Origin of the sequence: Pseudoxanthomonas sp. 3HH-4 (assembly GCF_006716465.1) — a bacterium.
Taxonomy (GTDB): Bacteria; Pseudomonadota; Gammaproteobacteria; order Xanthomonadales; family Xanthomonadaceae; genus Pseudoxanthomonas_A.
Map to the genome: position 1 here is coordinate 409,185 of NZ_VFPB01000001.1, position 12,081 is coordinate 421,265.

Here is a 12,081-nt window from a genome sequence, read left to right on the forward strand (position 1 = left end):
TACGAAGAAGCCGGCGTCTGCCGGCTTCTTCATGTGGCGTGCCGCGACGGCGCCGCGATCCTTGGCCCCGGCATACGGCGAGGTGTCAGCGCAACGCGATGTCCGGTACGTCGATGTCCATCGCCAGCGCAAGATGGTCCGAATTCGCAGCGGGCATGGCGCGCGCGTTGTCGGTGCGCAGGCCTTCGCTGACCAGGATGTGGTCGATGGCGCGCTGCGGGCGCCAACTTGGGAACGTGGGCACGCAGAACGCCGGTGGACGCAGGCGGGTGCGCTTGTAGAGCAGTTCCATTTCCGGCGTATCGGGCACGCAGTTGAAATCGCCCATCAGCACCGCATGCGGATGGTCCGACAGCAATTCGCCGATGAAGGCCAGTTGCGAGCGGCGGGAGTTGGCGCCCAGCGACAGGTGCGCGACGGCGACCGTGAGCCCTTCGCCACCTTCGCCGAAGCGCGCCATCAGCACGCCGCGGCCGCTGATGCGGCCGGGGAGGCTGTGGTCGGTGACCTCGACTGGTTCCAGTCTGCTGAGCAGGCCGTTGGCGCTGCCGGCGACCCGCGCGACATTGCGGTTGGGCTGGTGCGTCCAGTAATCGAAGCCGGCGCGCTCGGCCAGGTAATGCGTCTGGTTGGTGAATCCGGAGCGCAGGCTACCGGGATCGGCCTCCTGCAGGCCGACGATGTCGTGCTCCCCGGCCAGCTGCGCGATCAGGTCCAGGCTGCCGCGCTTGTTGCCCGCCGGCAGCGCATGCGACCAGCTGCGGGTCACATAGTCGCTGTAGCGGCGGGTGCTTGAGCCTGCCTGGATGTTGGCGCTGAGCAGCCGCAGCCGCCGCGTGGCCGGAGAGTCGATCATGGAAGTGGGGGCTTCCGTGGCGTTCAGCGGCGTGCGCGTTCCATCGCGACCAGGTGATCGGCGATGCGCAGCACGTCGGCGTAGGTCTGGCCGCCGGTCACGCGGTACTTGCCGTTGACGATGATGGTCGGGGTGCTTTCCACGCCGGCGTTCTTGGCGAACTGCATGCCGCGGGCGACCTGCGAGTTGGTGCCGAAACTGTTGATCAGTGCCACGAATTCCTTCGCGTCCACGCCGTACTGGGTATACCACTGCGCGATCTGCGCCGGATCCGCCGGCGGCTTGCCTTCGCCCGGCAGCGAACGCTGCAGGTGGATGGCGCTGAACACCGCGTCATGGGTCTTGTCGACCAGGCCCTTGCTCTGCGCCGCGTAGAACGCATGCGCATAGGGCTTCCACACGGGGCCGAAGACCACGGGCACATAGGTCACGCGCACGTCGGCGGGCTGCTTCTTCTTCCAGGCCGAGACTTCGGGGGCGAAGCGGGCGCAGGCCGGGCAGACATAGCCGAATACCTCGACGACTTCGATCTGGCCGTTGAGCGGTGCATACGGCTGGCCATTGGGGATCTCGACGTAGTCACTGCCGGCGACCGGCGGCGGACCCTGCGGCGGCAGGACCGGGTTGGTATTGGCAGTCGCCGTGCTGTCGGCGCCGTCGGCAGGCGCTGCGGCTGCGGCATCGGCGGAAGCTGCCGGTGCGTCGGCGGCGGGAGCGATGGTGGCATCGGTCGTGGTCGCCGGTGTGGGCGCCTCGGCGGCCGGCGTGGTGTCGGTGGCCGGCTTCGGACCACAGGCCGCCAGCAGGGGCAGCAGCAGGGACAGCATCAGGACGTGACGGGACTTCATCGCGCGAGCTCCAATGGATCAGAGGAAAAAGGTGCCGGCCGGGCCGGGGACATCACATTCTGCATGGCGCCCGCAACGGCCGCCATGACGGGATCGTCACTTGCGGCCGCGTTCGCGGGCGACGAGCCGGTCGGCGATCTTCAGCCTGTCGCTGTAGTTGCCACCGCCGGTGACACGGTATTTGCCGTTGACGATGATCGTCGGCGTGCCTTCCACCCCGGCGGCGGTCACCCAGTCCTGTGCCTTGGCCAGTTGCTGGTCGACGACCGGGCCGCGCAGGGCGGCGATGAACTTTGCGCGGTCCACGCCCTGGCTGGCATAGAACCCGGCGATTTCCTCGGCGGATGCGTTCTGGATGGGCAGGTTGCCGGTCTTGTGCAGGGCATCGAACACCGCTTGGTGGGTGCGCTCCTGCACGCCCAGCTGCTGCGCGGCGTAGAAGGCGCGCGCATACGGAATCCAGTAGCCACCGAACGCAGCCGGGACGGGCGTCAACTGCACGTCACGCGGCAGCTTCTTCTTCCAGGCGGCCAGCGTGGGCTCCAGGTGCGCGCAGTGGATGCAGGTGTAGCCGAACACCTCCACGACTTCGATCTTGCCCTTGGCGGGTGCGAACGGTTTGCCGTCCGGAATCACTTCGTAGTCCTGCCCCTCGACCAGCGGGGCCGATGCGGGCGGTGCGGCAAGGGTAGCGGCAGGCAGCAGGGCAAGCAGGGTGATCAGCACGGGCAGCAGACGCGAGACCATCGGGATTCTCCAGGCTGGTACGGGACGTCCCGTTCCGGGGCGTCGCGGAAAAAAGAAACGCCGGCCATGGTGGGGCCGGCGCGATGAACAGGAGCTTGCACTTCCGGCCGCGCAACGCGGCCAGATGCGGAATTACTTGCTGCCGGCCTTGGCGGCGGCCACGTCGTCGGCGCGGGCATGCAGGCCCTGCAGGTAGCTGGCCAGCGCCTGGATTTCCTGCTCGGTCAGCGGCGCGGCGACCTGCGCCATGATGTTGTGCAGGGTCGGGTCCTTCAGCGTGGTGGTGCCGGCCTTGTATTCCTGCAGGCGACGCACGGTGTAGTCCTGCATCTGGCCGCCGATGTGCGGGTAGGCCGGGCCGGGGTTGCCGGCGCCGGTGGGGCCGTGGCACGCCATGCAGGCCGGCACGCCGCGCGCGGCGTCGCCGTTGCGGTACAGCTGCTGGCCCACTTCGTAGAACTTCATGTCCTTGTAGGGACCCTCGGCGACGATGCTGTCGTCGGCCAGGCCGGCACCCGACTTCTGGGTGGCGAAATACGCACCGACATCGCGCATGTCCTGCGCATTGAGGGTCTGGGCGAACGGGGCCATCACGGCCGCCATGCCGGTGTTGCGCTCGCCTGAGGCGAACAGCGCGAGCTGGTGCGCGATATAGCGCTCGCTCTGGCCGGCGATGCGCGGGTACTGCGGATCGCTGGGGTTGCCGTCGGCGCCGTGGCAGGCCGCGCAGGCGGCCGCCTTGGTCTGGCCGGCCTTGGCATCGCCCCAGGTGGTCTTGGCGAGGTTGATGTCCAGCGGCGCGGTCTCGACCGGTGCATTGTCCGGCACCGGAACCACGGTGGTCTGTGCAAAAGCGACTGCGCCCACGGCCAATACGGCCAGTCCGGCAAGTCCCATAACGCGAGCGTGGCGCATGCTAAAGCTCCGAAACCCTAGACGATACGCGGCGCAGAATGCAGCCGCGAAACCGTTGAATTATCCCTGCGCTGGGGCTGTCCGGTCAATTCAACAGGCTTCCGGCATGTCCCCGGGGCCGGCACATGCCATGCTAGTGCCATGTCGAACCCTCTGAATTCCGCCACCTACCTGCTTTCCGCCCACACGCCGCGCCAGCTGCCGGAAGATGGCGGGTTCGAGGTGGCCTTCGCCGGCCGCTCCAATGCCGGCAAGTCCAGTGCCCTCAATGCGCTGGTCAACCACAACCGCCTGGCGCGGGTCTCCAAGACTCCCGGCCGCACCCAGCAGCTGGTGTTCTTCCAGGTCCAGCCGGAGCGCTATCTGGTCGACCTGCCTGGCTATGGCTACGCGAAGGTGCCGCAGGACCTGCAGGCTCACTGGCAGGCCTTCATCGACCGCTACTTCCGCACCCGCGAAGCCCTCAAGGGTCTGGTGGTAGTGATGGACATCCGCCATCCGCTGAAGGATTACGACCGCCAGATGCTGGGCTACGCCGTCCAGCGCGGACTGCCGGCCCACGCGTTGTTGACCAAGGCCGACAAGCTGGGCCGTGGCCAGCAGGGCAACGCGCTGCAGGCGGTGAAGAAGGAGCTGTTCTCCGCCTTCGGCGACACCGTCAGCGTGCAGACCTTTTCGGCCGAGTCCAAGCAGGGCGTGGACGAGGCACGGATGATCGTGGGGAACTGGCTGGCGGTGTAAGGATCACACCGCGACATGGAACAGGCGGCCCACCAGCGCCGCCGCGGCCATCGCCATGGCACCCCAGAAGCCGACCCGCAGCGCGCCACGCAGGATCGGTGCACCACCGACCCGGGCCGCCAGCGCCCCCGACAGCACCAGGCCCACCAAGGTCGCCCCGGTCGTCACCATGCCGACCTGGCCGGCGGGTGCCAACAGCGTGGCTGCGATGGGCAACAGTGCGCCCACCGTGAACGCACCCGCCGAGGCGAGCGCTGCCTGCACCGGGCGGGCACGCAGGGCCTCGGTGATGCCCAGCTCGTCGCGTGCATGGGCTTCCAGCGCATCGTGCGCGGTCAGCTGTTCCGCCACCTGGCGCGCAAGCGCGGGCGACAGGCCGCGCTGCACGTAGATCTGGGTCAGCTCCAGCAACTCGCTCTCCGGCGTGTCCCGCAGCTCGCGTGTCTCCGTCGCGAGATCGGCTGCCTCGGTATCGGCCTGTGACTGCACGGAGACGTATTCGCCTGCGGCCATCGACATGGCCCCAGCCACCGTGCCGGCCACGCCTGTCAGCAGGATCGTCGAAGGCGCTGCGCCACTCGCGGCCACGCCTACCACCAAGCCGGCGACCGACACGATGCCGTCGTTGATGCCCAGCACAGAGGCGCGCAACCAGCCCACGCGATCGGTGCGATGACGTTCGCGATGGCGGGCCTGGGGAGAGCGGGGATGCGAGGGCATGGACGCAGCGTAGTCCACGTTCGGACACGCGTCGATGTGCACCACGGATGGGATGCTGCGGCGCCTGGATGGCAATGCTGGCGTGCACCCGGTCACGTTATAGTGCCGGCCTTGCGACAGCGGGGCTTCGTCTCCACGTCGTGGCCTCTCCCTTCGCGCGAGCCTGCCCCCCTTGTCCAGCCCCAGCCACGTTGCCGACACGCTGATCACCGATCGTGCGCAGTTGGTCGAGTACATCGCCTCGGGCGAAAAGCCTGCACCGGACTGGCGCATCGGCACCGAACACGAGAAGTTCGGCTTCCGCCTGGACGACCTGCGCCCGCCGACCTTCGACGGAGACCGCGGTATCGAGGCGCTGCTGAAGGGCCTGACACGTTTCGGCTGGGAAGCGATCGAAGAGAAGGGGCGCGTCATCGCCCTGACGAAGGACGGCGCCTCGGTCACGCTCGAGCCGGCCGGCCAGCTGGAACTGTCCGGCGCAGCGGTGGAAACCCTCCACCAGACCTGCGTGGAAGTGGGTACGCACCTCAAGGAAGTGAAGCAGGTCGCCGACGAACTTCAGCTCGGTTTCCTGGGCATGGGCTTCCAGCCCAAATGGCGCCGTGACGAGATGCCGTGGATGCCCAAGGGCCGCTACCAGATCATGAAGTCGTACATGCCCAAGGTGGGCCAGCTGGGCCTGGACATGATGACGCGTACCTGCACCGTGCAGGTGAACCTGGACTACGCCAGCGAAGCGGACATGATCAAGAAGTTCCGCGTGTCGCTGGCCTTGCAGCCGGTCGCGACCGCGCTGTTCGCCGACTCGCCGTTCACCGAAGGCAAGCCCAACGGCTACCAGAGCTACCGCTCGCACATCTGGACCGATACCGACGGCGACCGCACCGGCATGCTCGACTTCGTGTTCGAGGATGGCTTCGGCTACGAACGCTACGTCGACTATCTGCTCGATGTGCCGATGTATTTCAGCTACCGCGACGGCATCTACCACGATGCCAGCGGGCAGAGCTTCCGCGATTTCCTCAAGGGCGAACTCCCGGTGCTGCCGGGCGCGCTGCCCACGCTGCGCGACTGGTCCGACCACATGACCACCGCCTTCCCGGAAGTGCGGATGAAGAAGTTTCTGGAGATGCGGGGCGCGGACAGTGGTCCCTGGAACCGCATCTGCGCCTTGCCCGCCTTCTGGGTGGGCCTGCTGTACGACGATGCTGCGCTCGACGCCGCCTGGGACCTGGTCAAGGATTTCTCGCTGCAGGAGCGCCATGCCCTGCGCGACGGCGTGCCGAAGCATGCATTGAAGCTGCCGTTCCGCGGCGGCACCGTGCGCAACCTGGCCAGCGAAGCAGTCAAGATCGCCATCGGCGGTTTGAAGCGTCGCGCACGCCTCAACAGCAAGGGCGTGGACGAGGCCGGCTTCCTCGATGCGCTGGTGGAGATCGTCGAGGCCGGCGAAACGCCAGCCGAACGCAAGCTGGCGCTGTTCCATGGCGAATGGAACGGCGACATCGATCGCGTGTTCCGCGAGTTCGCGTACTAACCCATCCTGCACCAGGGTACCAAGCCGCTCCGCGAGGACTACAGCGGCTTGAGCATGCAGATGGCGCTGGCGGGGCACAGCGACCGGAATTCCGCGCTGTCGCGCACGGCATCGGGCACGGTGTCGCGCGCGACCACGTCGTAGCCCAGCTTTGCGAAGAAGGCGTCCGCTGTCTGTGTCAGCAACACGATCCCGGTGATGCCGCGTGTGCGCGCCTCGGCCTCCAGGGACTGCACGAGCTGCTGACCATGGCCTTTGCCCTGGTGCAGGGGCGACACCGCCAGCGAGCGCAGCAAGCCCGTGCCGCCATGTTGTTCCAGGCCAACCACGGCCACGATGCGACCACCCTCTTCCTCAACCCAGAAGGCTACCTGTGAGGCGGCAAGGTCGGCCGTCGGCAAGGCATACGCTTCCAGCAGTGCGGTGATGGCGACGATGTCGTCGGCGCGGGAAGGGCGTATCGAGGTCATGGTGTTTCCTGTGATGTCATGTGGCGAGCAAGGGCGATGATGCCTCGAATTGGATGCGGCAGCCGGAAGCCTCCTGCTGCCTAGCCCCTCGCGTGCACGGCTGATCGCGGGAGCGCCATCGACACGGCCGCCGCCATGCCGATCAGCACGGCGGAGATCGCCAGGCACGCGGCCAGACCCCATCGCTGGAAGACCCAGCCCGACAGCACCGTGCCCAGCAAGCGCCCCATGGCGTTGGCCATGTAGTAGAAGCCGACATCCAGCGACACGCCATCTTCACTGGCGTAGCTCACGATCAGGTAGCTGTGCAGCGCCGAGTTGAGTGCGAACAGCACGCCGAAGACCGTCAATCCGACGATCAGTACCCACGCTGCCGGCACGCCGCAGACCAGCAGTGCGGCCATCGTTGCCGGCACGATGGCGAGCAGCACGGCCCACGCGCTGGCGGACCGCCCGTCCGGCAGGCGGCCAGCACCACGACCGGTGATGTGCGGTGCGAACGACTGCACCAGTCCGTAGCCGATGATCCATGCCGCGAGGAATCCGCCCACCTGCCAGAAATCCCAGCCCAGCGCAGAAGCCAGGAACACCGGCAATGCGACGACGAACCAGACGTCACGCGCGCCGAACAGGAACATGCGCGCGGCCGACAACAGGTTGATGGCGCGACTCTTCGAAAAGATTTCGCGGAACTTCGGCTTTGACTTGGCCTTGCCCAGGTCGCGCTTGAGCAGCAACAGGCTCAGCAGCCACACCAGCAGCAATGCGCCGGCCATGATCGCCACCGCGGGCGCGAAGCCCACAGTGGCCAGCAGTGCGCCGCCGAGGAAGAAGCCTATTCCCTTCAGTGCATTCTTCGAGCCGGTCAATGCGGCCACCCAGCGGTACAGCGTGCCTTGCCTCTCGCCTGGCACCAGCAGCTTGATGCTGCTCTTGGCGCTCATCTTGTTGAGGTCCTTGGCGATGCCGGACAACGCCTGCGCCGACATCACCCAGGGCACCGTCAGCCAGACAGCCGGCACCAACAGCATCGACAGCGCAATGACCTGCATCGCCAGCCCGATGTTCATGGTCCGGTTGAGCCCGATCCTGGCACCCAACCATCCGCCGACGAGGTTGGTGATGACACCGAAGACCTCATAGAACAGGAACAGCATCGCGATCTGCAGCGGGCTGTAGCCCAGCTGGTGGAAATGCAGCACCACCAGCATGCGCAGCGCGCCGTCGGTCAGGGTGAAGGCCCAGTAGTTGCCGGTGATCAGCAGGTACTGGCGGACATCGGCCGACAGGCGCGCGAGCATGGGTGTCAGCCCGCCTTGCCGACCAGCTGCACGAGTTCGGCGGTACGGTTCACGTAGCCCCACTCGTTGTCGTACCAGGCGTACAGCTTCACCTGCGTGCCATTGATCACCATGGTGGACAGCGCATCAACGATGCTGGAGCGCGGATCGGTCTGGTAATCGATCGACACCAGCGGACGCGTTTCGTAACCCAGGATGCCGGCCAGTTCGCCGTCGGCGGCGGTCTTCAGCAGCGCGTTCACTTCCTCGACCGTCGTGGCACGTTCCACTTCGAACACGCAGTCGGTCAGCGACGCGTTGGTCAGTGGCACGCGCACCGCATGGCCGTTCAGTCGTCCCTTCAGTTCGGGGAAGATTTCGGCGATGGCGGTCGCGGAGCCCGTTGAGGTTGGGATCAGGCTGCTGCCGCACGCACGCGCTCGGCGCAGGTCCTTGTGCGGCGCATCCACGATCACCTGCGTGTTGGTCAGGCTGTGGATCGTGGTCAGGCTGCCGTGGCGGATGCCGATGCCTTCGTGGATCACCTTCACCACCGGTGCGAAGCAGTTGGTCGTGCACGAAGCAGCGGATACGATGCGATGCTGGGCGGGATCGAAGCGGTGATGGTTCACGCCGACCACCACGTCCAGGACGCCAGGCGACTTCACGGGCGCTGTCACGACGACGCGCTTCACGCCCTGGTCCAGATAGGGTTGCAGCACATCGGGTTTGCGGAATTTGCCGGAGGATTCGATGACCACGTCGCAGCCCGACCAGTCGGTCGCCGCGATGTCCTTGTTGCTCGTCACTGGAATGCGTTTGCCGTCGATCACCAGCGCCTCGCCGTCGGCGTGGATCTCGTGGTCCCAGCGACCGTGGATCGAATCGAACTCCAGCAGATGCGCCAGCGTGGCGGCATCGCCGGCGGGGTCATTGATCTGGACGAACTGCAGGTCGGGATTGTCCCAGGCCGCACGCAAGGTGAGGCGGCCCATGCGGCCGAAGCCGTTGATGCCAACGCGAATGCTCATGGAAGGTTCTTGGATGGAGGTGGAATAGCGGGTGGATGTGGCCTTCAGGACGAGGTGCCGATCTCGCGTACCCGCGTCTCCAGCGCCAGGCGATCCAGCGCCTCGGGTCTGAGCGCAAGCAACAGCGTGATGCGGTGCTGCAACAGGTGCAGGGCGTGGGCAAAGGCTTGGCGTACCTGCTCCGGGGAGCCGGCGACGGCGGCGGGATCTTCGACGCCCCAATGCGCGGTGACCGGATGGCCTGGCCAGACGGGACACGCTTCGCCCGCCGCCTTGTCGCAGACGGTGATGATCAGGTCCATCGGCGGCGCATCCGCGGCGGCGAATTCGTCCCACGGCTTGCTGCGCAACGACGCTGTAGGCAAGCCGGCCTCCTGCAGGATCTGCAGCGCGACCGGATGCACGCGACCGCGCGGGTGGCTGCCCGCGCTGTAGGCATGGAAGCGGCCCTTGCCAAGATGATTGGCCATGGCCTCGGCCATGATGCTGCGGGCGGAATTGCCGGTGCACAGGAACAGCAGGTTGTAGGGGCGGTCCATGGGCGTGTCCTGAAGGAAGAGGAGTGGGCAGGGAGGAAGGAATCAGGCGCGGCGTTCGTACCAGGGCTTCGAGGCGTTGACGATGCGGACGACGGACAACATCACCGGCACTTCCACCAGCACGCCGACCACCGTGGCCAGCGCCGCGCCGGAATGCACGCCGAAAACCCCAACGGCCGTGGCCACGGCGAGTTCGAAGAAATTGCTGGCGCCGATCAATGCCGACGGACCCGCCACGCAATGGGCCACGCCCAGCCTGCGGTTGAGCCAGTACGACACGCCGGCGTTGAAGTACACCTGGATCACGATGGGCACCGCGAGGATCGCGATGATCAGCGGCTGGTCGACGATCTGGCGGCCCTGGAAACCGAACAGCAGCACCAGCGTGAGTAGCAGCGCGCCCAGCGACACCGGCCCCAGCCGCTTGAGCAGCGCCTGCAGCGCGGCGTCACCGCCGCGGCGCAGTATCCAGCCGCGCAGCATCGCCGCGACGATGACCGGCACCACGATGTACAGCGCCACCGACAGCATGAGCGTCGCCCACGGCACGGTGATGGACGAGATGCCCAGCAGCAGGCCGACGATGGGTGCGAAGGCCACCACCATGATTGCGTCGTTCAACGCGACCTGGCTCAGCGTGAAGCGCGGCTCGCCATCGCACAGGTGGCTCCATACGAACACCATCGCGGTGCACGGCGCTGCCGCCAGCAGGATCAGCCCGGCCACGTAGGAATCGATCTGTCCGGCAGGCAGGTGGTCTGCGAAGACATGGCGCACGAACAGCCACGCCAGCAATGCCATCGAGAACGGCTTGATCGCCCAGTTCACGAACACGGTGACGCCGATGCCCTTCCAGTGCCGCTTCACGTCGCCCATCGCGCGGAAGTCGATCTTCAGCAGCATCGGAATGATCATCAGCCAGATCAGCACCGCCACCGGCAGGTTCACCTTGGCGATTTCCGCCGCCCCCAGCGCGGCGAACGCGCCCGGCAGCAGATAGCCCAGCGCCGTGCCCACTCCGATGCAGCCCAGCACCCACCAGGTCAGGTGGCGCTCGAAGCCGCCCATGCGGCGCGACAGTGGGGGCGTGGCGGCCGCGGTCATGGGCAGCCTTCAGGGCCGCACGGTGCGGCGGGCGCGCACTGCGCCGTGTCCCCACCGCAGCAGTTGCGGGTCAGGAATTCGAGCAACGCATTCATTGCCGCGAAGTCGGCCCGGTAGCAGACGTGCCGGCCGCGCGCCTCGCTCTGCACCAGCCCTGCGGCCACCAGTTCCTTCAGGTGGAACGACAGCGTCGCCCCCGGAAGTCCCAGCGCCTCGGCGATCTCGCCCGCCATGCGACCGGACGGGCCGGCCTCGACCAGCAGGCGGAAGACCGCCAGGCGGGTGGTCTGGCCGAGGGCGGCCAAGGCAATGGTTGCGTTCTTTATTTCCATGTTTCTAGAATAGTCGAACGAACTCAGCCTATCAATCGCTCATGACAGAACGACGACACGTCCGTTGGCACTGGCCCCATCTGCTGCTGCTCGCCGGGATTCCGCTGATGGCCACCATCACGCAGCGCCTGCAGTGGTCGGCGTCCAGCGCCTTGTTCGGCTGGCTGGTATTCAACCTGGCGGTGCTGGCGCAGGCCGAGCGCTGGCGACCGTTCCGCCCGGAATGGCAGGCCACCCCGCGCCATGTGCGGCGCGATGGCGCGATAGGGATGCTGAATCTGGCCACCGATGCCGCCGCGTCCGCCGCCTTGACCGCGCTGGTCGTCGCCTACCTGCCCGGGCACAGCACGTGGCCGTTGGCGGTCCAGATCGTGGTCGGCCTGTTGGTAGCGGAGTTCGGCGCCTACTGGATGCACCGCTGGAGTCACAGCGGGCAATGGTTGTGGCGCGTGCATCTGCTTCACCACCGGCCTGATCGGTTGAACGTCGCCAACGCCATCACCGCGCATCCGATCAATGCCGTATACGACAAGCTCGTTCGGGTGCTGCCGCTGCTGGTCCTCGGTCTCGCGCCCGAGGCCATGGTGGGCATCGCCCTGTTCGGTCTGACCCAGACCCTGGCCGTCCACGCCAACGTGGCGGGAAGTATCGGTCCGCTCGACCGGCTGGTGGGCAGCGCGGAACTGCATCGTCTGCATCACAGCACACGCGCAGAGGAGGCCGGAAACTACGGAACGGCACTGCCCCTGTGGGATCAGGTGTTCGGTACTTACCGCCGCGGCGACGCGCCGGTCCGAGTGGGTGTGTTCGATCCGTCGCGCTATCCGAGCGAATGGAGGGTCGGCGCGCTGTTGGCCTGGCCGTTCCGGACACTCCTGCCATGCCGGGGCATCGCATGCCTGGCCCGGTGTTGCCGCGGGCCTCACTTGGCCTGAAGTCCTTTATTCAACGAGTACGATCC

Annotated in this window: 14 protein-coding genes; 3 read left to right on the forward strand and 11 right to left on the reverse strand. The window is 66.8% G+C overall.

Going from position 1 to position 12,081, the window contains the following annotated elements; all coding sequences use genetic code 11:
- Window positions 1-85 precede the first annotated feature (85 nt).
- The 4 genes from FB548_RS01830 to FB548_RS01845 all read right to left on the reverse strand — a co-directional run bounded on the left by FB548_RS01830 (window position 86) and on the right by FB548_RS01845 (window position 3,366).
- Window positions 86-856, reverse strand: a complete 771-nt coding sequence (locus FB548_RS01830; protein WP_185741934.1) for an endonuclease/exonuclease/phosphatase family protein — start codon at window positions 854-856, stop codon at window positions 86-88.
- A 23-nt stretch (window positions 857-879) separates the two neighbouring features.
- A complete protein-coding gene (locus tag FB548_RS01835) occupies window positions 880-1,704 on the reverse strand; it encodes a thiol:disulfide interchange protein DsbA/DsbL (protein WP_142123061.1) in 825 nt (274 codons plus the stop codon).
- A 96-nt stretch (window positions 1,705-1,800) separates the two neighbouring features.
- Window positions 1,801-2,451 (reverse strand): thiol:disulfide interchange protein DsbA/DsbL, encoded by a 651-nt coding sequence (locus FB548_RS01840; RefSeq protein WP_142123062.1) that lies wholly within the window; start codon window positions 2,449-2,451, stop codon window positions 1,801-1,803.
- A 132-nt stretch (window positions 2,452-2,583) separates the two neighbouring features.
- Complete coding sequence (locus FB548_RS01845) at window positions 2,584-3,366, reverse strand: c-type cytochrome (RefSeq protein ID WP_142123063.1); 783 nt, start codon at window positions 3,364-3,366, stop codon at window positions 2,584-2,586.
- Window positions 3,367-3,507: 141 nt separating this feature from the next.
- Between FB548_RS01845 and yihA the strand changes: the two genes are divergently transcribed.
- On the forward strand, window positions 3,508-4,107 hold the full coding sequence (yihA, locus tag FB548_RS01850) for a ribosome biogenesis GTP-binding protein YihA/YsxC (protein WP_142123064.1): 600 nt from the start codon (window positions 3,508-3,510) through the stop codon (window positions 4,105-4,107).
- 3 nt (window positions 4,108-4,110) lie between these two features.
- Here the strand turns inward: yihA and FB548_RS01855 are convergent, their stop codons facing one another.
- Entirely contained in the window at window positions 4,111-4,827 is a 717-nt protein-coding gene (locus FB548_RS01855) for a VIT family protein (RefSeq protein WP_142123065.1), read from the reverse strand.
- 172 nt (window positions 4,828-4,999) lie between these two features.
- On the opposite strand from FB548_RS01855, the gene FB548_RS01860 reads away from it, so the two are divergent.
- On the forward strand, window positions 5,000-6,364 hold the full coding sequence (locus FB548_RS01860) for a glutamate--cysteine ligase (RefSeq protein ID WP_142123066.1): 1,365 nt from the start codon (window positions 5,000-5,002) through the stop codon (window positions 6,362-6,364).
- 38 nt (window positions 6,365-6,402) lie between these two features.
- On the opposite strand, the gene arsN2 is transcribed toward FB548_RS01860, so the two are convergent.
- The 6 genes from arsN2 to FB548_RS01890 all read right to left on the reverse strand — a co-directional run bounded on the left by arsN2 (window position 6,403) and on the right by FB548_RS01890 (window position 11,120).
- The gene (gene arsN2 / locus FB548_RS01865; RefSeq protein WP_185741935.1) at window positions 6,403-6,834 is read right to left on the reverse strand and encodes an arsenic resistance N-acetyltransferase ArsN2; all 432 of its coding nucleotides are present in this window, start codon (window positions 6,832-6,834) and stop codon (window positions 6,403-6,405) included.
- Between the two features lie 80 nt (window positions 6,835-6,914).
- The gene (gene arsJ / locus FB548_RS01870; RefSeq protein WP_142123068.1) at window positions 6,915-8,135 is read right to left on the reverse strand and encodes an organoarsenical effux MFS transporter ArsJ; all 1,221 of its coding nucleotides are present in this window, start codon (window positions 8,133-8,135) and stop codon (window positions 6,915-6,917) included.
- Between the two features lie 5 nt (window positions 8,136-8,140).
- On the reverse strand, window positions 8,141-9,145 hold the full coding sequence (locus FB548_RS01875) for an ArsJ-associated glyceraldehyde-3-phosphate dehydrogenase (RefSeq protein WP_142123069.1): 1,005 nt from the start codon (window positions 9,143-9,145) through the stop codon (window positions 8,141-8,143).
- 44 nt (window positions 9,146-9,189) lie between these two features.
- Window positions 9,190-9,684, reverse strand: coding sequence for an arsenate reductase ArsC (locus FB548_RS01880; RefSeq protein ID WP_142123070.1), 495 nt, complete (start codon window positions 9,682-9,684; stop codon window positions 9,190-9,192).
- Window positions 9,685-9,726: 42 nt separating this feature from the next.
- Window positions 9,727-10,752 (reverse strand): ACR3 family arsenite efflux transporter, encoded by a 1,026-nt coding sequence (arsB, locus tag FB548_RS01885; protein ID WP_142124059.1) that lies wholly within the window; start codon window positions 10,750-10,752, stop codon window positions 9,727-9,729.
- Window positions 10,753-10,784: 32 nt separating this feature from the next.
- On the reverse strand, window positions 10,785-11,120 hold the full coding sequence (locus FB548_RS01890; protein WP_142123071.1) for a metalloregulator ArsR/SmtB family transcription factor: 336 nt from the start codon (window positions 11,118-11,120) through the stop codon (window positions 10,785-10,787).
- 41 nt (window positions 11,121-11,161) lie between these two features.
- Here FB548_RS01890 and FB548_RS01895 point away from each other — a divergent pair, with 41 nt between their 5' ends.
- Window positions 11,162-12,055 (forward strand): sterol desaturase family protein, encoded by an 894-nt coding sequence (locus FB548_RS01895; protein ID WP_142123072.1) that lies wholly within the window; start codon window positions 11,162-11,164, stop codon window positions 12,053-12,055.
- Window positions 12,056-12,081 lie beyond the last annotated feature (26 nt).